The sequence below is a fragment of the Candidatus Hinthialibacter antarcticus genome, assembly GCA_030765645.1.
GTDB classification, from domain to species: Bacteria; Hinthialibacterota; Hinthialibacteria; order Hinthialibacterales; family Hinthialibacteraceae; genus Hinthialibacter; species Hinthialibacter antarcticus.
Window position 1 is genome coordinate 1 of sequence record JAVCCE010000075.1, and the last position, 22,201, is coordinate 22,201.

A 22,201-nucleotide genomic window follows, 5' to 3' on the forward strand; every position below is an offset into this window, starting at 1 on the left:
CACAGGCGCTTCCAGAGTTGCATCCATGCCTGATTTGATTTGTCAATTTTTGACAGGCCGGAACACGTTTTCCGAAACAAAATTATGGCTATCCATAAATACTAGGTACTCAATTACCGGATGAATTTTTTTTTATGAGATCGACGACAGAGCATCACGGCTTAAGCCGTGGGTATTGAATGAGGGCAAACACCATAAAACTTACATCCGCATGACGACTTTGCGCTGATAATCGTCGAGTGAAAAACCGGTTTTTTCAGGTACGATTACCTGTTATGATCGTGCGGGGCCGTTTACAATGCTTTAGAACGATCCTGATCTCGATATGTTGTGGCTGTTAAAGAACCCCGTTGTTGCACGCTGGGATGATGGGGTAGAATAATTTTCTGATTTGTATGGATTGAGGTAACCGTATGAAAGCCGCTCCGACGATTTCCATCCTGGCCAACTGTGACCGTTTTGATGAACAAGCCCAGGGGTTCTTTGATTCGATACTTGCCCAGACGTATTCGCAGATTGAACTTCTTGTTCCTAAAGCATTATTCACTTGTGTTCAGGAAAAAAATAACATTGGTTCGATTTCGATCAAGCCGATCTCTTCTTCCAGTCAAAACACGCTTTGGTATAAGGATGCGTTTGCGCAAGCGAGCGGCGACATCATTGTCTTCGCCTCGCCCGAGATTCGATATGCGGCGGACGCCTTTCTCTACGCGGCGTCTGTCTTTGCTCAATATCCCCAGTGTGGAACACTGATCGCCCAGTCTCGGCTGTTATCTCAAAATGGCCCGCTTCCGTTTGATCCTTATGATTTGATTCCACTGATTCGTTATGATCGTCTTCCCCCGATAGAAACACTCTTTTTTGCAAAACAATTGTGCGCCGGGCGGGTTCATCAATGGAGTGTGGAAGCAAGCATGTTGGGGATGGTTTTTTCGTGGATGATGCATGACGTTCCGATCGTGGTTGCTCAGACTGAAATTGGCGTCATGGATGGTGCGGATGACGCTCAAGAAGAGACGGTGGAATCCACCCTGATGGATTGTAAAAAGCGCTTTGAATATCAAAGCCGTTTATTAGAAATATTTTCTCACGATGAAGTTGTGAAAACATATTGCCCGTATTCAATGACCGAAATCTTCTGCCAGGCGGCTGAGAAAATCGAACGTTTGGAGGGCCAGTCCGAGCGGTTCCGAAATTTAGTGCAACGCGCAGCGCAGTCGAGCCAAGGAACCTATCGGCTCGAGCAACTCCAAGCAAAACTCACCGGGAAAAGTTCAGATGCTGAAGCGCAAAAAACGCCTATCGACCCAAACTTTAATGCAGAACACTGGTGGGATTCCCGCTATGCGACAGGTGGGAATAGCGGTGCGGGGAGTTATGGCGCGAACTACATGTTTAAGCGAGATTATATCAATGCAGTCGTTCGCCGCTTTGAAGTGAAATCTGTTATCGATCTGGGTTGCGGCGATGGATATCAAATTAAAGAAATTGATGTTGAAGCCTATCAAGGCGTAGACATATCCGCGTCTGTCGTTAATCGATGCCGCAAATTATATGAGAACCAACCCGCCTTTTCATTTAATGTGTATGATGAAATTGAAATGGAACGGTACGATTTGGCCATGTCGCTGGATGTCTTGTACCATGTGGTTGAGCCAGACCAATATGGCCTCTATCTGAACCGTTTGGTATCTCATTCGGGATTGATATTAATTTATGCTAATGCCACGCCCCGTTCAGATAATACCGCTCACATGTTATTTCGCGATCATATTGCTGAAATTCAGAAGCGAGCCGTTTCCGCGCGTATCATTGAGAAAGTGATGAATCCTTTGATTCCAAATGTAGGTTTTATACTGTTTGAAATTACGGCTTAGGCAGAACCTGCTTCTTGAGGGAAGTGAGTTGATATGAAATTTTTTTACCTCAATGCGATCGAGCAAAATGCAACCTACGGCGCGGAAGTTTTTATGAACCGCGCTTTTTTGCAGCAAGGGCATGAAACACATACGCTCGATTATCGCAAATATCGCCAAGCGCTTCCACAGGCCTTTCTTAACGCGCCTGATTTCGATGTCTTTCTTTTACAGCGCGGCGATTATTTTCCATTAGAATTAGTTGACGCCTGCCAGCGCCCGCGCTTGTTTTATTCCAGCGAATTGGTTTCGCGTTGCACCGACCAGTTACATTTATTTCAAAGCAATCTGTTTGATCATGTGCTTGTCCGTACGCCTACATGTAAGCAAGCAATTATTGACAAGGGGTGGATGCCGGGCGAAAAAATAACGGTGTTCCTCAGCGCATTTGATGAACAAACGCACCGGCCTTTGGAGGGAATCGAGCGTGATATTGATGTGCTATTTGTCGGCGGCGTCACCCAGCGCCGCCGTGAAATCATTACGCGATTAAAAAAATCATTTAACATCGTCGCCTGTCAGGCGTACGGCGCCGATATGGCGAAAATGTTCAACCGGGCGAAGATTGCCGTCAATATTCATGCAGAGGAATTTCTCGATACGGAAACCCGCGTGTTTGAATGTTTGGGATCAGGCGCGTTTTTAATTTCAGAAACCCTGTCAAACGAAAACCCTTTTCAGCCAGACCAACATTTTGTCGAAGTCTCATCCATTGACGAGATGGAAGAAAAAATTTCTTATTATCTGGAACACGATGAAGAGCGCTCTCGCATTGCGGATGCGGGCCGTAAAGAAGCCGTTGCGAACCACAGTTATTTCGCCCGCGCAAGAGAAATCGCAGAACACATGCAGCGCTTGTTGGGCCAAAAAAAAGATTGGTCGAAGCCCGCCTTGAACCGGGAGGCGGTTCAGCGACTGATCGCGCCTCAGTCAAAGCCGCAGCCCTCAGCCGCAGCGGCGGCTTCGGTTCAAACCAAGCCGGGCGCATTGCGGATTGGAATTGTGACCACATGGTTTGAGCGCGGCGCCGCCTATGTCTCGAAGCAATACCGCGAGGCGTTACAAGAAAATCACGAAGTCTTCATCTATGCGCGCGGCGGCGAGACATCAGGTCAGGGCGACCCGAATTGGGACGACGACCGCGTCACGTGGGGCAAGCCGGTGCAAACCAGCGTGCCAACGGCGATTGACTTGAACGACTTTCGCGCCTGGCTGCAAAAATGTCAGATCAACACCGTCATTTTTAACGAACAACATTGGTGGGCGCCCGTGGTGGGCTGCTCGCAAATGGGGATCAAAACCGGCGCGTACGTCGATTATTACACCGAACTGACCATCCCCATTTTTGGCTGCTATGATTTTTTATTGTGCAATACCAAGCGGCATTTCTCGGCCTTCGATTGGCACCCGCAAGCGAAATACGTTCCTTGGGGAACCAACACTGATCTATACAAGCCGACTCAATACGAGTTGGTGAATCCTGATGTTGTGACGTTTTTCCATTCGGCGGGATATAACCCCAGCCGTAAGGGAACGGATTTTCTGGTCGCGGCGTTTCGCGATGTGAAAGGCCCGGCGCGTTTGGTGATTCACACTCAAAAGCCTGTGCAGTTGCAGTTCCCTGAATTGGCGCCGTTGGTGAATGCGTTGCAGCAAGAGGGGCGGCTGGTGTATGAAGAGAAGACGGTGCCCGCGCCGGGGTTGTATCATGTAGGCGATGTGTATGTGTATCCATCGCGCTTGGACGGCATCGGATTGACGCAGGCGGAGGCGTTGGCGTGCGGGCTGCCGTTGATCGTCAGCGACAATGGACCAATGAATGAATTCGTCGATGAAACCAATGGCCGCGTGGTGAAGATCGACCGTTTGTATGCGCGTAACGACGGCTACTATTGGCCGCAATGCCGGGTGAACATTGAAGATTTGACCCGGCAGATGCAGTATTATGTTGACAATAAAAACCAGATGCCCGAAATGAAACGCGCAGCGCGTACGTATGCCGAAACGCATTTGGATTGGAAAAAGAACACCGCCGACTTGCCTACAATGATGAACGAGTTGGGCGTGATTCCACAAGACAAGAAAAAAATCTTTTACCAGCAGGCCCAACAGTATGAACAGCGCCGCGCCGCTTTAAGCGCGAGAGGCTAATCTCAAATTTTGGTTTTTCCGTGAACGATTCTCCAAACCCATTCCATGATGATTATCTCGTCTTTGGTTCTCCATTGATTGAAGATGACGAGATCAATGAAGTGGTTGATTCTTTGCGCAAAGGCTGGATCGGCGCCGGCCCGAAAGTCGCGCGCTTTGAACAAGAGTTTGCGGCGTACAAGGGAACCGAACAGGCGGCGGCAGTCAATTCATGCACAGCCGGGTTGCACCTGAGTTTACTCGCCGCTGGCCTCAAGCCTGGCGATGAAGTGATAACCACTCCGTTAACATTCTGCGCGACGATCAACTCGATTATTCACTCTGGCGCGACGCCCGTCCTGGCGGACATTGATCCGCGGACGATGAATATTGATCCCGCTGAGATCGAAAAAAAAATCACCCGAAAAACCAAAGCGCTTCTGCCCGTCCATTTTGCGGGGCGCTCTTGCGAGATGGACTCGATCATTCAACTGGCTGATCGGTATGATCTAAAAATTATTGAAGATTGCGCTCATGCGATTGAGACGGAATATCATGGACGCAGGGCCGGGACCATCGGCGATTTTGGTTGCTTTAGTTTTTATGTGACGAAGAATATGACCACTGGCGAAGGCGGCATGGTCGTCGCAAAACAAAAGCAAGATATTGACCGCGTCAAAACGCTCGCGCTGCATGGGCTTTCAGCAGACGCCTGGAAGCGCTTTTCGGATGAAGGCTTTAAGCACTATTACGTTGTTGACGTCGGCTACAAATATAACATGATGGATATCCAGGCGGCGCTGGGCATTCATCAATTGCAGCGGATCGAAAGCCGTTGGAAGCGCCGCCAGGAAATTTGGCAGGCATACAACAATACGTTTCGTGATCTGCCGATTACGCTCCCGGCGCCGCCTGAGAACAATACGCGCCACGCTTACCATTTATATACATTGCTGATTGATGAGAAGAGTGCGGGAATCTCAAGAGATGAGTTTGCTTCACAGTTGCACCAACTTAACATCGGCACAGGCATCCATTATTTAAGCATGACTGAACACCCCTGTTATCAAGAACGCTTTGGCTGGACCAACGCCGACTGCCCTCATGCCTTCCAAACCGGCAGGCAAACCGTGAGCCTGCCGCTCTCTCCTAAATTGTCGGACCTGGATGTCGAGCGCGTGATTGCTGCGGTTCGAAGCGCGATTTATTAGATACATTTGCGTTCTGCAAATGTAATATGAAAATAATTATGAGCGATAGGCCGTTTGATCGTACAGAATAACCATACTCTACGGCTTGAGAGCTGTAGTGTTTTTCCTTACTATACATTGGTCATGCCGCTTTTTTTGTACCAGGGCGGCGACAATCTCTGAGTTGTCAAACTCGTTTGGAAAGGGATTACGATGAGTAAGTATACCGTTTCACGTCGCTTTTTCCTGGCGGGCGGCTCTGCGTTAATGGCGGGTTGCGCGACGGGAAGAGTTCCATCATTAAAGAAGTTAGGGTATCGCTCACCCAATGATAAATTAAACTTGGGCGCTATCGGCGCCGGTGGTAAGGGCTCTGGCGATATTCTCGAACACGAAGGCTATGAGAATATCATTGCGTTGTGTGACGCCGACTGGCGTCGCGCCGACGGCACATTCCGTAAATGCCCGGATGCGCGCAAGTACAAAGATTTTCGCGAAATGCTTGACAAAGAAAACGATCTCGACGGCGTTACCATTTCAACGCCTGACCACATGCACGCTGTGGCGGCGATGCGCGCCATGAAAAAAGGCATGGCGGTCTATGTTCAAAAACCGTTGACCCACAACGTGTATGAAGCGCGTATGTTGACTGAAGCCGCGCGCAAGTATGGCGTCATTACCCAAATGGGCAACCAAGGCCACTCTGGCGACGGCATCCGCGACGCATGTGAAATAATCTGGGACGGCGCTATCGGCCAGGTTCGTGAAGTTCATTGCTGGACCAACCGCCCCATCTGGAATCAGGGCATGAAAGACATGCTGCCCGCACAACCCGTTCCTGAGGGTATCGACTGGGACCAGTGGTTAGGACCGGCCCCTTGGCGTCCATTTAACGAAGGCTATGCGCCGTTCAGCTGGCGCGGCTGGTGGGATTTCGGCACCGGCGCGTTGGGCGATATGGCCTGCCACATTCTCGACGCCCCTTACTGGACTCTCCAATTGGGTTACCCGACCAGCGTCGAATGCATCCACCAAAAAGGCGGCACTGACCAATCGCCTCCGACCGAATCCATCATTCGGTTTGAGTTCCCGGCGCGCGGCAGTTTCGCTCCGTTGACCTTCTACTGGTATGACGGCAACTTGAAACCCAAACGCCCCAAAGACATTGACGAAGATATTCGTCTGGGCGATTTGGGACGCGACGGCAACATCAGCGAAAGCGGTTCGTTGTTCGTCGGCGACGAAGGCTACATCACCATGGGCACCTATGGAAACAGCAGTCCGCGCTTGTTGCCGGAACGCAAGTTCCAGAATTACAAAAAGCCGGGCGGTTATATTCCTCGCGTTGCCGACCAAAACCACTACCGCGCATGGGCGTGGGGAATCAAAAGTGGAAAACAACCCAGCGGCAACTTTGATTATGCTGGGCCGTTCACTGAAATGGTCTTGTTGGGCAACTTGTCAATTCGCTGCCCGGGCCAAAAACTGGATTGGGACGGCGATCACATGCGCGTCACCAACTATCCAGAAGCCAATCAGTTCGTCAAACGTTCGTATCGCTCTGGTTACGAATTGACTTAAGAATTGTTTCCATCAACAATCAGGCCCAATCCGCTGCGTCGGGTTGGGTCTTTTTCTTTTTCTGCACAATGGAAATTTATGCATCAGGCATGTGTCAGCCTTGCCCTTGCCACTTAACTTGAAGGCGTTTCTAATGAACAAAACCAAGCGCTTATTGAGTGATTTGAATTCATACTGAGAATTTCTATGACAGATACTTGGGTTCCGCTTCATCAAATCCAAACGCCGAACTTGCAGAACAATTTGCAATACCTGCAATCACGTTCGCATGAAGCCATGCAATGGTTGTCGAACGCCTACGAAAGCGAAGCGCTTACCTTGCAGCAAAGCGGCGCTTCGATTCGCTGCCGGACGGCGGACGAGTCGTTATGGATCATTGGAGAGCATAACCCTGAGCAGGAGATCGCGACGCTTCGCTCTCGCCTGCGTAGCCAGGCGCCAACAGAAGGGGTGTGGGTGATTCTTGGCGGCGGCGTTGGCTACGGGGCTGCGGAAGCGGCGGCGCAAGTGATCGCCAATGAAGGGGTGCGCGTGGTTGTGATTGAACCGACTGCTGCGCGTTTGATGGCTTGCTTCACGATGGTTGATTTGCGCAATGGGTTAGCGACGGAGCGTTTGCATTTTAGCGTGGCTGCATTCACCCCCGAGGCGGTTTTTGACGTACTGGTTTCGTATAATTTATTCGAACACGGCGCAATCACTTTCACCGCGTCTCCAGAGTGTGAAGCATTGGTTGACCTCAATTCTCTCAACGCGCAATTGGATGCGCGCCGCGGACACTGGCGTCGTGAGCGTGAATCGGTTCTCGCCAGTACGAGCCGCGCGAAGCCTGACGCAGACGTCATTCGCAATGTGTTGATCGTCAATTGCTGGCAGAATGCGCCCGGCGAGTTGCATCTGAAATCCATTGAAACATATCTCAATGAATGGGGGATCAAGACACATTGGCTTATTCTCAACCGCTATCGTATGGACGCCGCCGGACGCGAATATCAACGCCTCGCCGAGCCGTTGCTGCTTGACGCTTTTCAACGCGCACAGCCCAATATGGTCATTAGTTATGGCTATCATGCGCCGCAGTTCGTTTCGGAAAAAGTCTATGCGTCATTGCCCGCGCGATGGGTGCAGGCGGTTTCAAACATCGCCTATTACGACCAGACCCAGTATCCCGGCGAACTGTGCGTTCCGATTGACAGAAACTTGATCCCTCTATTTGAACGACGCGGATATACGCAGTGTTTGTTTCAACCCATCATGGCGGATTTCGTTTCTCCTGAACCCACGCCAACCGACAACTCGATTCCTATTATCATGGTGGGTAATTCGCTGGCGTTGCCGCTCGCAGGCCAACAAGCGTTTTGGGCGCAATGGCAGGGGCGTGATCGCTTACTCCAGGCGATTCGGAATGCCGAGAAAGAACTGAGCGACTTCGATGCGGATGTTGATTTTTATGCGTATTTAAATGAGAACCCCTTGCCTGATATCAATCACGAAGATGAATGGTATTCGATCTTTCGTTATTTGCTGAGCCAGGGCACCGCTGCGCGTCGGAGGGCGGTGTTGGAGAAATTGGCGCCAATGGGCCTGGCGTTATTCGGCTCAGACTGGGACGCGTATCTGCCTCAGAATTCTATTTTGCGGCGCTGTTTGAAAGGGTATTTGCCGATGACGGAAGAACCGAAAGCGTTTGCGCGCGGCTCGGTGTTCGTCAACATCCATTCAATCGGCCACCAAACGGCGCCCAATATGCGCTATTTCAATGTATGCGGCATGGGCGGATTTCAAATCAGCGACCGCCCGCAATTTGATGAATATCTCACGGACGGAACAGAAGCGGTCTATGCAAACAGCGTGGATGATTTCGCTGGTAAAGTGAAGCACTTTTTATCGGCGAAGGATGAACGCGACGAGATTCGCCATGCCGCGCACCTGAGGGTTTCAAAAGACTGGACGTATCAAAACTGGCTGGAGAACGTCATAAAAAAACTGGGAGCCAAGACCCCCAGTTAATTGAATGTTTGGTTATGGTTTGTCGTTACGTTGCAGTCACTTTCTCTTTGTGATTCGAAATATCCAGCGAAAGCACTTCGTTCAAAATCAACGCAACCGCTCCCATCTCTTTGGTGCGGGCGCCGTGATAGGCCGGTTGAATAATGACGTCTTCCGCGAGACGGGGCAGGGCGCGTTCTTTTACCGCATTCTTAATTCCATCAAAGAAAAACTCTCCTGCTTGCGCCACGCCGCCGCCGATAATAACGGCTTGCGGATTGTATAAGTGGATCAAATTTGACACCGCCGCGCCTAAATAATTCGCCGCGCGGGCAAAGATATCTTTCGAAAGTTCATCGCCGCGATTGGCGGCCAATGCGACGGTTTCAGCAGTGATTGTATCGGGGCGCCCTTCACAACACTGATGCAGCAGGCTGTCGGGAAACTCGGAGAGACGTTCTTTTGCTACGCGGGCGATGCCGCGTCCACCGGCGATCTCTTCGAGAAAGATGCTGCCGCCGCTGGGCATTTCAAATGTACAATGCCCCAATTCGCCGGTCATGCCCGTTGAGCCGTAATGGGGCTTGCCGTCAATCACGGCGCACATGCCGATGCCGTGTCCCACATAAATACTCAAAAAATCTTTGACCGATTGACCAATGCCGTACCACAATTCGCCCAACGCCATCACGCGGGCTACATTGTCAAATTTGATGGGAATGTCTAAATAGCGGCTGAGTTCGCCCGTGATGTCGACGTTTTCCCAACCGAAGGCTGATGAATAGGCCAATAGGTTTCTTTTTGAATCAATCAAACCGCCAACGCCGATGCCAACGCCTAACACATTATCAATATTGACGCCCGATTGGCGGCTCATGTCTTGGATGGCGCTTGCAATACGCTTGACCATCGTTTCGATGCCGTCTTCCGCCTGGGTGGGAATGCGAATATCAGTGATGATGTGGGCGTTTAGATTTGACAATAGCGCATAGATGTATTTCGGCCCGATGGTGAGGCCGATGACATAATTGGCGTCTCCAGCAAATTTCACCAACTGAGGGGGGCGGCCCCGGCTTGGGGTTGCAGTGCCGATTTCGAGGACCAGCTTTTCGTGATGGATAAGGCTGTCTACCAACCGGGAAACGGTCGGAAGGCTCAACCCCATCTCTTTGCCGATTTCTGCGCGGGAGATTACGTCCCGTGAACGGATGAGAGAGAGTATTTTGCTTTTATTAATTTTACTGACATACGAGATGTCTGTGATTGGATTGTGCTCACCCATTTCAGATTGTCCTGTCCCAGTTTGCTTATCAAAAAGTAATAGATTTCATTATCAACATATAATATGTATGGAATCAATCTTTGGACTATATCATAGTCTCAGTGAAAATCAATATACCCCTTATGAGTCAATATGGGGTAAGTGTTTTAAAATCAGTGATTAACAATGCCGATGCAAACAATCTTGCTGTGTAGAAATAAATTGTTTCAGGCTGATCTCAACACCATCAGGCGTAATTCGCTCATGTCTTCAATCGAGTTGCGGATGCCTTCACGGCCAAATCCGCTGTCTTTGACGCCGCCGTAGGGCATTTGGTCGGCGCGCCAGGACGGCGATTCGTTCACCATCACGCCGCCGACTTCGAGCTGGTTCCATGCTTTCATGGCGTTATGAATATCACGGGTGAATACGCCCGCTTGCAGCCCAAAGCGGCTTTCATTCATTTTCGCGATGGCGTTGCCAAATTCATCAAACGGTTCAATGCAAACCACCGGGCCAAACACTTCATCACAATAGACGGATTCATTTGTTGGAACATTATCAAGAACCGTCGCTTCGACGATGGAACCTTCACGTTGACCGCCGCATAAACGGTTCGCTCCGCTTGCGATGGCGGATTGTATCCACGATTCGATTCTCTCGGCGTCTTGTTGAGAGATGACGGGGCCGATGAAGGTCTCTTCGTCTTGCGGTTTGCCTGCTTTGAGAGATTGGGCTTTCTCGATGAACGCGGCTTTGAATGCCTCATAAATGCTCTGATGAATATACACGCGCTGGACGCTGATGCAGCTCTGCCCCGATTGATAAAAGCCTCCGAAGGCGATGCGCTGTACGGCGTCTTCAATATCAGCGTCTTTGTCGACGATGCAGCCTGCGTTGCCGCCGAGTTCCAGCACAACATGCTTTTTGCCCGCTTTTTGTTTCAATGACCAACCCACTTCGGCGGAGCCCGTAAAACTCAGCAATTTCATGCGGTCGTCATCGACCAATGGCCCTGCGTCGCTTGCTTTGCAAGGCAAGACCGAGAATGCGCCTGGCGGCAGGTCGGTTTCAGCGAGCGTTTCTGCAATGATAAGCGCCCCCAGCGGCGTATAACTGGCTGGCTTCAAAACAAACGGGCAGCCAATCGCCAATGCAGGCGCGATTTTGTGTGCGGCCAGATTCAGCGGAAAATTAAACGGCGTAATGAACGAACACGGCCCGATGGGGACGCGTTGGGTAAAGCCAGTGTAGCCTTTGGCGCGGGGAATGCGGTCAAGCGGGGTCACTTCACCGTTGATTCGGACGGCTTCTTCCGCCGCGATTTGAAAGGTATCAATCAGCCGTTGGGTCTCTCCCCGGCTGTGTTGGATGGGCTTGCCTGCTTCGATGCAAAGGCTTTGTGAGAGTTCTTCGGCGCGTTCTTCGAAGCGTTTTGCGCAGTGCAAAAGTATTTCGCGGCGTTCATAGGCGGCCATTTCGCGCATGGGTTTGGCTGCGGTTTGGGCTGCGTCGATTGCCTGACGAATGACATCCGCGTTTGCCCGTGCAACGCGTGTGACCGTTTCACCAGTGAATTTATCTGCGACCTCTAGGTCAGCATTTGGCGATTCGGGTTTGCCCGCTAAATAATAGGGGTAGGTTTCTTTTAACATGTTGTGCTCCTTGTTTGTATTCCGTCATGGCTGCGTAGATTCTTGTAAATGGATATGTCTTTTAACATTACAAATCAGGCAATGTATGATACATTACTAATTATTAAAATTCTGTTAGCGATAGGGAGAAGCGCACAGCGTGCGCAATGTGATTTTATGCCAATTCGTTTATTCATTATTATAGCACTTACTCTGTTGAATACCTCAAATCTGTTTGCGCAAGTTGTTATCAATGAGTTCATGGCCAGCAATTCAGGCGTCATTTTTGATGAAGACGGCGATGACCCCGATTGGATCGAATTGTGGAATGTGGGCGGCGACGCTGTCTCATTAAATGGTTGGTCTTTAAGTGACGACCCTTCTAATGTATCTCAATGGACGTTTCCTGACGTTTCGATTGCGCCGGGTGAATTTTTGGTCGTATTTGCATCTGAAAAAGACCGCATGGACTCTGCCCAGGCGTTGCATACAAATTTTACTCTTGCTGTCGAAGGCGAATATTTGGCGCTTGCCGATGCTGGTGGAAATATCGTTGATGAATACGCGCCGATGTATCCCAATTTAGACGTTTGGCGCGGGAACATTTCGTTTGGATTGGATGCGAGTGGGGAGCGGGTTTACTTCGTTCTACCGACGCCGGGCGAAGTGAATGGCGAAAGCGTTGAAGGCTTTTTGGGTCCCGTTTCGGTGAATGTCGAGCGCGGGTTTTATGATGATCCGTTTACGGTTGAATTGTCAGCCGAACCCGGTTCTGTGATTTATTACACAACCAACGGCGATGACCCAACGCCTGAGAACGGCGAATTATATCAGGCGCCTATTTCTATAAACACAACGACGATACTGCGCGCGTCTGCTTATCGAGATGCGTATCAGCCGAGTGATGCTATTTCTCATACTTATATTTTTCTTGATGACGTTCTTCAACAAGAACGCCCAACCGGCTATCCCTCAACATGGGGCGGAGGCCAGTCTGGCGATTACGAAATGGACCCGGACGTCGTCGATCATTCAGATTATCGCGATACGATTCGGGACGACCTGAAAACAATTCCATCGTTGTCTATTGTGACAGACCAGGACCGCTTATTTGACCGCCGGGAAGGCATCTATATGTTCCCTGAAAATAAAGGCGTCGAATGGGAACGGGCCGTTTCTGTTGAATGGATTGATCCGAGCGGCGCACCTGGGTTTCAAATCAATTGCGGGTTGCGGATTCAGGGAGGATACAGCCGGAGTCCAGGGAATAAGAAATATTCATTTCGCATGTTATTCAAACGCGATTATGGGGAGCCGACGCTGCAATTTCCGGTTTTTCCTGATTCAAAAGTTGAAAAGTTCAATACGCTCACGTTGCGTGGGTCTTATAACTATTCCTGGCATTCAAGTGAAGGCGGCTTCGGCAGCAATATTGGCAAAGCGGAATACATCCGTGACGAGTTTGCGCGAAAAACGCAACTGGCGTTGGGCCAACCCGCATCGCATGGGACGTATGTTCATCTTTATTTAAACGGTATGTATTGGGGATTGTATGATCTGGTTGAGCGCCCGGACGACGCCTTTTCGGCGGATCATCTTGGCGGCGGTAAGGACGAATGGGACGTGATTACCGGCGGTACGCGCGGGTACAATGCCATTCAAGTGAAAGCCGGCGACCAAACGGGATTTAACCGCTTGATGCAAATGGTCAGCCGCAGAGAATATGAATCGCCGCAAGGGTACGATGAAATTCAAGATTATGTCAATCTCGATAGCATGATTGATTACATGCTCTGCGTATATTTTATCGGCAACCGTGATGCGCCTACCGTTATTGGCGGCGGCGGTACGCCCTGGAATTATTATTCCTCTTACCGCCGAACCGAAACCGATGGTTTTTATTATTACTTGTGGGATTCGGAATGGTCGTTAGAAGAACCGACGACGAACGTGATTGAATTCCATCGCGGTCGCGACAATCCGGCGTTGGTCTTTCAATCGCTGCGCGAACTGCCGGAATTTCGCATGTATGTCGCGGACCGTATTCAAAAACACTTTTTCAATGACGGGCCGCTTTCAGCGGAAGAATCAACGGCGCGCTATCTTGCTCTTGCAAATCAAATTGACCGCGCCATCGTAGGCGAATCCGCCCGCTGGGGTGACAAGCGCTTCAGTCAGCCGCGTATGCGCGACCCGCATTGGTTGGACGAAGTTAACCGTATTTCACAAACGTATCTCCCGGTTCGTTCGGGCATCGTAATCGACCAATTAAAGACCGCGGGGTTGTTCCCCTCGATTCCTGCGCCGGAATTTAGTCAGCGCGGCGGATTGATCGATTCTCCCATTTCATTAGAACTCACCTCGATACGCCAGCAGCAATATGAAACGGATGATATAACCCACTACCTCTCGTTGTGGAGTTATAACCAGGATGGCGTTGATCTGGGAACGGAATGGCGTGAAGTTGATTACGACGATTCGGGCTGGGATACGGGCCGCTCACTGTTGTATGTTGAATCGTCGGGTTTAGAAGAAGCAAAACGCACTGCGTTGCAACTGGGGCGGAGGACCTATTATTTTCGCAAAGTATTCACCATTGAAACCGATTACGATTTAAGCGAAGCCAAGGCGACTCTCCGTCCCTTTGTGGATGACGGCGCCGTCATCTATATCAATGGCGCTGAAGCGCTGCGGTTTGGAATGCCTGCGGGAAACATTTCGTATAATACGTTTGCAAACCGCACCGTTGGCAACGCGACGTATGAAGGGCCGTTTGAAATTGATGCGTCTATGTTGCGCGCTGGCAAGAATGTGATTGCCATTGAAGTTCACCAGACCAACGCCAATAGTTCTGATGTTGTGTTTGGTTTGGAAATGTCTACGCTATTGCCCGTTCAAGTTGATGATGCTCCCGTCCCGATTTATTACACGCTTGATGGTTCCGATCCGCGGTTAGAAGGTGGAGCGATTTCATCGAAAGCGGTTCGATATCAGGCTCCTATCGCAATCAATAGCGCTGCTCAGATTCGCGCCCGCGCAAAAAGTGGAGATGAGTGGAGCGCGATTGATGACGCGACGTTCTTGATTCAAAGTACGCAGGACAACATCGCGTTTATTCGTGAAAATCTGAAAATTACCGAAGTCATGTACAATCCGCCGCGCGGTTCGGAATATGAATATATCGAACTGTATAACGCAAGCGGGACCGATTCGATTGCATTAAGTAATTTGATCTTCAGTAACGGAATTGACTTTCGCTTTGGGACGAATGACGTGTTGGCGCCGCAAACGTATGGTTTGTTGACTTCATCGCTGAACCTTTCCGAGCGCGCTCAATTTCGCGTCGTGTATGGGCTGAGCGATGACGCAGTCATGTTTGGCCCGTTTGACGGGCGGCTCTCGAATAACGGCGAACAATTGGAACTGCGCGACAATACCGCTGACGCCTCTATTGTTCAGTTTGAATATGATGATGAAGGGCTTTGGCCTCTGGCGGCTGATGGGGCGGGCCACTCGTTGGTTCCCAAAGCGGATGCTTCGCTCCAACAAGAAAATGGAGTGCTGGAGTATCCCGGCAACTGGCGCGCCAGCGGGCTGATCGGCGGGTCGCCTGCGGCGGATGGTCCAACCATTGCGGAAGGGATTCAACTGAGCGAATTTCTTGCGTTGAGCGCAGACGGAGATGAAAGCGGCGATTGGATCGAAATTGCCAACGCTGGTTCTGATCCGATATCACTCAGCGGTTATTATTTATCTGACAGCGGCGGCGATCTACAAAAATGGGCGATCCCAACTCAACAACTTGGCAGCGGCTCGATTAAAATTTTCACGCAAACCGACGACTTTGGCGCTTCAGATGAAACAGGTTTTGGTTTGAGCAAAGACGGCGAAAGCCTTTACCTTTCATATCAACCGACGACGCCGGGCGTAGGCCGCGTGGTGGATGCGCTGCGTTTTCAAGCGCAAGAACCGGGCGTGACCTTCGGGCGCGTAATCGGCGGTTCGTATTGGGCGTCGATGGCGCCTACGCAGAATACCGCGAACACCGAACGCGCGGCGCAACTTAGCATTAGCGAGTTGATGTTCCACCCCAGCGATGCGCAAGACGCATCGTCAAACGAGAACGCTGAGTTCATTGAACTATACAATGCAAGCGATGAGACGATTGCACTGTGGAATGATCGCGGCGCATATCGCATTCGCGGCGGCGTTGATTTTGATATTCCTTTGGGATTAGAACTCGCTCCCAAGAGTACGCTCGTCGTGGTTGGGTTTGATCCATCGTTCAATGCGTTGAAGCAAGCGTTCTTTGAAACATATCAAGAGAGCGCCTCGGGAAAAACAATCGCAGGTCCGTTTGAAGGACGCCTCGCGAACAACACGGATCGTATCCGTTTGGAAAAGCCGCAAATCGTAGCCGAAGCCATTGATTTGCTGGCGTGGGTTTTGATTGATGAAATCACTTACTTTGATCAATCGCCTTGGCCCGATGAGGCCGACGGTTCGGGTATGTCGCTGGAGCGAATTACTCGAGACCGGGCGGGAAACGATCCAAGCGCGTGGCAGGCAAAAGCGCCGACGCCGGGAGAGGTGATCGACGAAGTGGGCATTGAGGCTTGGTCGTTGTATTAACGATATCAATCGGGAATTAACGTAAGAACGTGGGGAGGGCGAACCTCCTGGTGAGCCGCATGAGAGCGAAAAGCAATCTCATTTTCGCGGCTCGTCGGGAGACTCGCCCTCCCCTTTCATTTGTCTAAATATGAATGGCGCGGCCATCAACCGCTAACGCGGCTTCTTTGATGGCTTCGGGTAAGGTCGGGTGCGCGTGAACCGAACGGGCGATGTCTTCGGCGCTGGAATGAAACTCCATCGCGATGGCGCCTTCGGCGATGATATCCGACGCGCGCGCCGACATGATGTGCATGCCTAACATGCGGTCGGTTTTGGCGTCGCTGATGATTTTGACCATGCCTTCTTCTTCGTCCATACAGCGGGCGCGCCCGTTCGCCATAAAGGGAAACTTGCCGACTTTATATTCGACGCCTTTGTCTTTGGCTTGCTCTTCGGTAATGCCGACGCTAGCGACTTCGGGGTGGGTATACACGACGTTTGGAATCGCGTCATAATTGACGTGCGCCGCGATCCCCGCCATGCGCTCAACGGCGGTCATGCCTTCTTCTTCGGCTTTGTGGGCGAGCATTGGCCCTGCAATCACATCGCCGATGGCGAACACGCCTTTGACGTTGGTTTCATAATGCTCGTCAACTTCAATGCGTCCCCGGTCGCTGACCTTTACGCCTGCTGCGTCAAGATTCAACCCGTCGGTGCAGGGCTTGCGTCCAACCGCGACTAACAGTTTGTCGCAGTCCAGCGTTTCGTCGCCGTCGGGGCCTTTGAGCGACAGTTTGACGCCGTTCTTGGTGACCTTGGCGGTATCGGCCTTGGTTTCCATCTTGAATTTCAGGCCTTGTTTTTCCAGCGATTTTTTCAGCGCGACGGTCATCTCAAGGTCCATCAGCGGCATGATATTGGGCGTCAATTCAATGACGGTGACTTCCGAACCGAGCCGGTTCCAGACCGAGCCAAGTTCTAACCCAATCGCCCCTGCGCCGATGACCACCATGCGTTTTGGAACTTCGCCAAAGCATAGCGCCTCGGTTGAACTGACAATGCGTTCGCCGTCGAAAGGCAGGTTCGGCAATTCGATCGGAACGCTGCCGCTGGCGATGAGGATGCGTTTGGTCTTGTATTGTTTCTTTTCTTTGCCGTCTTCGACTTCAACGGTGGTGGCGCCAACCACTGACCCCAATCCCATCAATTTGTCGACTTTGTTTTTGCGAAAGAGACCGTTGATGCCGCCAGTCATAATTTTGACGATTTTTTCTTTGCGCCCAATCATGGCGCTCACGTCAAAGTCTAACTGGCCGATCTTAACGCCGTGTTTATGCAGAGAATTTTTTGCTTCATAGAAATGATGGCTTGAATCCAACAGCGCTTTGCTGGGGATGCAGCCGACGTTTAGGCAGGTTCCGCCGAGGTATTGTTTGTCGACGCAAGCGGTTTTGAAGCCCAACTGTGCGGCGCGAATGGCGGCGACGTATCCGCCGGGGCCGGCGCCGATCACGATCAGATCATATTGCGTATTACTCAAGATTCGCCTCCGTTAAATTTCCAACATCATGCGAGCCGGGTCTTCGATCAGTTGCTTAATTTTCACCAGAAACGAAACCGATTCCTTGCCGTCGACGAGACGGTGGTCATAGGTCAGCGCAACGTACATCATGGGGTGGACTACCACTTCGTCGCCCACGGCAACGGGGCGGCGCTCAATAGCGTGCATTCCCAGGATGGCGGCTTGGGGCGGGTTCAAAATCGGCGTTGACAGCATGGAGCCGTACACGCCGCCGTTGGTAATGGTGAAGGTGCCGCCGCTGAGCTCTTGAATGTTGAGTTTGCCGGCGCGGGCGGCTTTGGCCATGCGCTTGATTTCAAATTCGATCTGGGCGAATGACAAACTTTCCGCATCGCGTAAAACGGGGACGACCAGTCCACGCTCGGTGCTGACCGCCATGCCGAGCTGAATGTGCTGGTGGTAAACGATGTCGTCGCCTTCGATGCTGGAGTTTATGCGCGGGAACTCGCGCAACGCAATCCCACAGGCGCGGACGAAGAATGACATCAGGCCGAGCGAGACGCCGTGGACTTCGTCAAAGCGCTCGCGGTATTTTTCGCGCAACGCCAATACCGCTGACATGTCGATTTCATTGAACGTGGAAAGCGACGCCGTTGTTTGTTGGGCGGAAACCAATCGTTGCGCAATGCGGCGGCGAATCTTCGTCATTGGAACGCGCTTGACGCCGTCCTCAGGGAACTCCATCGAATGCTTGATTTGGGTCTGCGTCGAAATTTTTGGGATTTCCGCTTCCGGCGCCGGAGCGGATTCATCCAGATGAGGTTCGGGCGCTTTTTTCATTTCGCTGGCAGGCTTGCCTTTTGCCGGTTCTTCTTTTTTGGGAGATTTCTTTTGTTTAGTTTCGAGAAATGAAAGCACGTCTTCTTTAATGATGCGTCCGCCGCGCCCACTGCCGTGAATGTCGGCGGGATTTAGATTATGTTCTTCGATCAGGCGTTTGACGGCGGGGCTGAGATCGGCTTTTGCGCCTGAGTCGCTGCTCGACTCGCTCGCGGGCGCTGCTGTTTGCGCCGGTGCGCTCGATTCATCGACCTCTGCAACAATAGCGCCGACCTCAATCGTCTCGCCTTCTTTGTGCAGAGTTTTCAATACGCCTGCCGAGGGCGAAGGCAGCTCAAAGTCCGCCTTGTCGGTTTCCATCAAACAGAGCGGCTCGTCTTTATCCACCTTGTCGCCATCGTGTTTGAGCCATTGGATTAACGTAACTTCTGTGACGGATTCCCCTACTTGGGGTATTTTAACTGGAGTGGCCATTCGTATCGCTCCTTGGTATCGCTCTTCCCTTAAACAGCATATCGCCGAACCAGAATCATCCAAAGTTTAATCTTTGAACGCAGTCTGGATAATCTCTTTTTGTTCGCCCAAGTGAATGGACAGATAGCCGTGGGCCGGGCTGGCGGCGGCGTCCCGGCCTACGTATCGCAGTTTGGCCCCCTTGGGCAACATGCGGCGTAAACGCGGTTGAATGAAAGTCCAGGCGCCCATGTTTTTGGGTTCTTCTTGCACCCAGAAAATTTCTTTGAGTTGTTTGTGTTCAAGCAATATTTTTTTCATTTCTTTAAGCGGGAACGGATATAACTGTTCGATTCGTACAACTGCTGCGGTTTTATTGTCGCTGTCTTCACACTCGCTTTGCAACTCATAATAAATCTTGCCGCTGCAGACGATCAAGCGGGTGACCGCTTCCGGGTCGAGATGGTTCCCGTCGGGAATCACGGCTTGAAACCCGCCCTTGGTCAATTCCGTGACGGATGAGACCGCCAGCCGATGACGCAGCAAACTTTTGGGGCTCATAATTACGAGCGGTTTGCGGAAGTCGCGTTTCATTTGCAACCGCAGCAGGTGGAAGATTTGCGCGGGCGAGGTCGGGTAGCAAACCTGAATATTCTGATCGGCGCACATTTGCAGGAATCGCTCTAAGCGCGCGCTGGAGTGGTCGGGGCCTTGGCCTTCATACCCGTGCGGCAGCAGCAGAACGATGCCGCTCATTTTTTGCCATTTTGATTCGGAACTCACGATAAACTCGTCGATGATCGCTTGGGCGCCGTTCACAAAATCGCCGAACTGGGCTTCCCAAATGACCAGTTGATGGGGGTCTGCGGTGCTGATGCCGTATTCGAATCCCAACACTGCCAGTTCGGAGAGCATGGAATTGACGACGGTGAAATTGGCTTGGTTCTTATCGAGATTTTTCAGCGGCACATACGGTTCGCCGTTTTCGTAATCATACCAGACCGAATGGCGGTGGCTAAATGTTCCGCGTTCGCTGTCTTGTCCGGCGATGCGGACTTCGACGCCTTCAGCCAACAGTGTTCCAAAGGCCAACATTTCGGCGCATCCCCAGTCCATTGGGTCTTCGCCTTCCACCATTTTTTGACGGAGCCCTTGCAGACGCTGCAATTTGGGGTGAATGGTAAATCCGGGCGGAACCCGCGTCGCTTTGGCGGTGATGGACATCAGCGCGTCTTGTTCAACGCCGGTATCCATGCTCCAGTGTTTGCCATTGGCTTTTCCAATGCCGTCCCACCGCTCGTCGCTTGAGGCGGTATGGTCGAGCGGTCGCGCTTCACGGGCGTCTTCAAGCGCAGTATCCAGCCGCTTTCGAACATCCAGGCGAATTTTCTCGACTTCGCCCGGCGTGATTTTGCCCTCATGGACCAAGCGGTCCGCATAGAGTTTCGCCGTGGTGGGATGGTTGCGTATATCTTTGTACATCATGGGTTGAGTGTAAGTGGGGTCGTCGGTCTCATTGTGACCGTAGCGACGATAGCACATTAAGTGAATCAACACGTCAACCTTAAATTGCTGACGAAACGCAATCGCCAAACGCGAAGCGTGAACGACCGCTTGAGGGTCGTCTGCATTTACGTGGAACACCGGCGCCTGGATGGTTTTCGCAACGTCGGTGGGGTAGGGCGTAAAGCGCGTTTGCAACGGCGTTGCGGTATAGCCCAACTGGTTGTTAACGATGATGTGGATCGTCCCGCCGGTTTTGTAGCCCGGCAGTTCGGAGAGGCTCAATGTTTCGGTGACGACGCCTTGTCCGGTGAACGCGGCGTCGCCGTGAATTAAAATGGGGACGACTTTCTTGCGCTCAACGTCGCCCCGGTATTGCTGTTTGGCGCGGACAATGCCCTCAATGACGGGGTTGACCAATTCCAGGTGGCTGGGGTTGGCGCTGAGGCTCAAGCGAACCTGCTTTTTGTTGGCAGTCATTCTTTCACAGAAATAACCCATGTGATATTTGACGTCGCCGTCGCCTTCGGTGGGTTTCACGAATTTGCTTTCTTCAAATTCGCTCAGCAGCATTTCGTAGGGTTTGCCCAGGACATGAGTGAGTACGTTCAGGCGCCCGCGGTGGGCCATGCCCATGACGATTTCATCGGCGTCTTTGTCAGCGCTGACTTCGATGAGGGTGTTCAGCAAGGGCAGCAAGGATTCGCCGCCTTCGAGCGAGAACCGTTTTTTGCCTAAGAAGCGGGTTTGAAGAAAGTTTTCAAACTCTTCAGCTTCGATCACGCTTTTTAAAATGTCGTGGCAGATGCTAGAGTCAAACTTGGGCTGGTTGTAGATCGGCTCCATGCGTTGTTCGAGCCAGACGCGCTGCACCAAGTCGGGAATTTCGGTGTATTGCACCGCGAACGTACCGCAGTAGGTTTTCTGGAGTTTGTCGATGAGGTCGCGCAGCGTACCATCCGTCTTGCCGAGAAAACCGCCGTGGCTGACATGATGGTCGAGATCAGCATTGGTCAGTCCAAATTCAGACAATTTCAACAAAGGGTGGGTGGTGCGGTTGTGACCGAGTGGATCAAGGTTCGCAATCAAATGGCCTAATTCGCGATACATGTGGACGAGAGCGTACACGCCTTTGGTTGACGCCTGCCCGGGTTTCGTTTCAGACGTAACTTGTTGTTGAACATCTGTCGGCAGGTTCTCGATGCGTACGCCGCTGCCGTTGTTGGGAAGAACGCCCGATACGTCGCTCGCCAGTTCGATGCCGGCGAAAAAGGCGCGCCAGTGTTCATCCAGCGAACGAGGGTCTTTTTGATATTCCTGGTAGAGCGCTTCGATGTAATCTGAATTGGCGCGATTGACAAAATCCAAAGAATCCATGTTTTTATCGTCCCTTACAGTTTACGGCAACGGTTTTTCAACAAAAAAAAGAGGCTCCTATAGAAGCCTCTTTCGTGTCAGGTTTTGTTTTGGTTGTACGGATAAACAAATGGATGACGCCAATAAACAATTAGCGGTCAATTGAAGAAAAAAACGGTTCCAGAATGAGCATTGCAGCCGCGCTAAATCAT

General features: G+C 51.4%; 11 protein-coding genes. 6 read left to right on the forward strand and 5 right to left on the reverse strand.

Features of this window, described 5'->3' with window-relative positions; translation table 11 throughout:
• Positions 1–413: 413 nt before the first annotated feature.
• The 5 genes from P9L94_19485 to P9L94_19505 all read left to right on the forward strand — a co-directional run bounded on the left by P9L94_19485 (position 414) and on the right by P9L94_19505 (position 8,827).
• Positions 414–1,877 (forward strand): class I SAM-dependent methyltransferase, encoded by a 1,464-nt coding sequence (locus P9L94_19485; protein MDP8246275.1) that lies wholly within the window; start codon positions 414–416, stop codon positions 1,875–1,877.
• Positions 1,878–1,910: 33 nt separating this feature from the next.
• A complete protein-coding gene (locus tag P9L94_19490) occupies positions 1,911–4,067 on the forward strand; it encodes a glycosyltransferase (GenBank protein MDP8246276.1) in 2,157 nt (718 codons plus the stop codon).
• A gap of 20 nt (positions 4,068–4,087) precedes the next feature.
• A complete protein-coding gene (locus P9L94_19495; GenBank protein MDP8246277.1) occupies positions 4,088–5,257 on the forward strand; it encodes a DegT/DnrJ/EryC1/StrS family aminotransferase in 1,170 nt (389 codons plus the stop codon).
• A gap of 192 nt (positions 5,258–5,449) precedes the next feature.
• Positions 5,450–6,817, forward strand: a complete 1,368-nt coding sequence (locus P9L94_19500) for a Gfo/Idh/MocA family oxidoreductase (protein MDP8246278.1) — start codon at positions 5,450–5,452, stop codon at positions 6,815–6,817.
• Positions 6,818–7,003: 186 nt separating this feature from the next.
• Positions 7,004–8,827: a glycosyltransferase gene (locus tag P9L94_19505; GenBank protein ID MDP8246279.1), complete on the forward strand. Its 1,824-nt coding sequence runs from the start codon at positions 7,004–7,006 to the stop codon at positions 8,825–8,827.
• Positions 8,828–8,852: 25 nt separating this feature from the next.
• Here P9L94_19505 and P9L94_19510 read toward each other — a convergent pair whose 3' ends face one another.
• Together P9L94_19510 and P9L94_19515 are read right to left on the reverse strand one after the other, a co-directional pair.
• Positions 8,853–10,088: an ROK family protein gene (locus P9L94_19510; GenBank protein MDP8246280.1), complete on the reverse strand. Its 1,236-nt coding sequence runs from the start codon at positions 10,086–10,088 to the stop codon at positions 8,853–8,855.
• 206 nt (positions 10,089–10,294) lie between these two features.
• The gene (locus P9L94_19515; GenBank protein MDP8246281.1) at positions 10,295–11,722 is read right to left on the reverse strand and encodes an aldehyde dehydrogenase family protein; all 1,428 of its coding nucleotides are present in this window, start codon (positions 11,720–11,722) and stop codon (positions 10,295–10,297) included.
• 156 nt (positions 11,723–11,878) lie between these two features.
• Here P9L94_19515 and P9L94_19520 point away from each other — a divergent pair, with 156 nt between their 5' ends.
• Positions 11,879–16,333 (forward strand): lamin tail domain-containing protein, encoded by a 4,455-nt coding sequence (locus tag P9L94_19520; protein ID MDP8246282.1) that lies wholly within the window; start codon positions 11,879–11,881, stop codon positions 16,331–16,333.
• A 124-nt stretch (positions 16,334–16,457) separates the two neighbouring features.
• Here the strand turns inward: P9L94_19520 and lpdA are convergent, their stop codons facing one another.
• The 3 genes from lpdA to P9L94_19535 form a co-directional block, all read right to left on the reverse strand.
• A complete protein-coding gene (lpdA, locus tag P9L94_19525) occupies positions 16,458–17,855 on the reverse strand; it encodes a dihydrolipoyl dehydrogenase (GenBank protein ID MDP8246283.1) in 1,398 nt (465 codons plus the stop codon).
• Between the two features lie 12 nt (positions 17,856–17,867).
• Positions 17,868–19,151 carry a 2-oxoglutarate dehydrogenase complex dihydrolipoyllysine-residue succinyltransferase gene (gene odhB / locus P9L94_19530; GenBank protein MDP8246284.1) on the reverse strand — a complete coding sequence of 428 codons (1,284 nt, stop codon included), beginning with the start codon at positions 19,149–19,151 and terminating at the stop codon, positions 17,868–17,870.
• Positions 19,152–19,217: 66 nt separating this feature from the next.
• Positions 19,218–22,010: a 2-oxoglutarate dehydrogenase E1 component gene (locus tag P9L94_19535; GenBank protein ID MDP8246285.1), complete on the reverse strand. Its 2,793-nt coding sequence runs from the start codon at positions 22,008–22,010 to the stop codon at positions 19,218–19,220.
• Between the last annotated feature and the right edge of the window lie 191 nt (positions 22,011–22,201).

Bases quoted from the DNA above. Each gene is read 5' to 3' on its own strand.
- P9L94_19485 (MDP8246275.1), top strand. From the start codon at position 414: ATGAAAGCCGCTCCGACGATTTCCATCCTGGCCAACTGTGACCGTTTT.
- P9L94_19490 (MDP8246276.1), top strand. From the start codon at position 1,911: ATGAAATTTTTTTACCTCAATGCGATCGAGCAAAATGCAACCTACGGC.
- P9L94_19500 (MDP8246278.1), top strand. From the start codon at position 5,450: ATGAGTAAGTATACCGTTTCACGTCGCTTTTTCCTGGCGGGCGGCTCT.
- P9L94_19505 (MDP8246279.1), top strand. From the start codon at position 7,004: ATGACAGATACTTGGGTTCCGCTTCATCAAATCCAAACGCCGAACTTG.
- P9L94_19510 (MDP8246280.1), bottom strand. From the start codon at position 10,088: ATGGGTGAGCACAATCCAATCACAGACATCTCGTATGTCAGTAAAATT.
- P9L94_19515 (MDP8246281.1), bottom strand. From the start codon at position 11,722: ATGTTAAAAGAAACCTACCCCTATTATTTAGCGGGCAAACCCGAATCG.
- P9L94_19520 (MDP8246282.1), top strand. From the start codon at position 11,879: ATGCCAATTCGTTTATTCATTATTATAGCACTTACTCTGTTGAATACC.
- odhB (MDP8246284.1), bottom strand. From the start codon at position 19,151: ATGGCCACTCCAGTTAAAATACCCCAAGTAGGGGAATCCGTCACAGAA.
- P9L94_19535 (MDP8246285.1), bottom strand. From the start codon at position 22,010: ATGGATTCTTTGGATTTTGTCAATCGCGCCAATTCAGATTACATCGAA.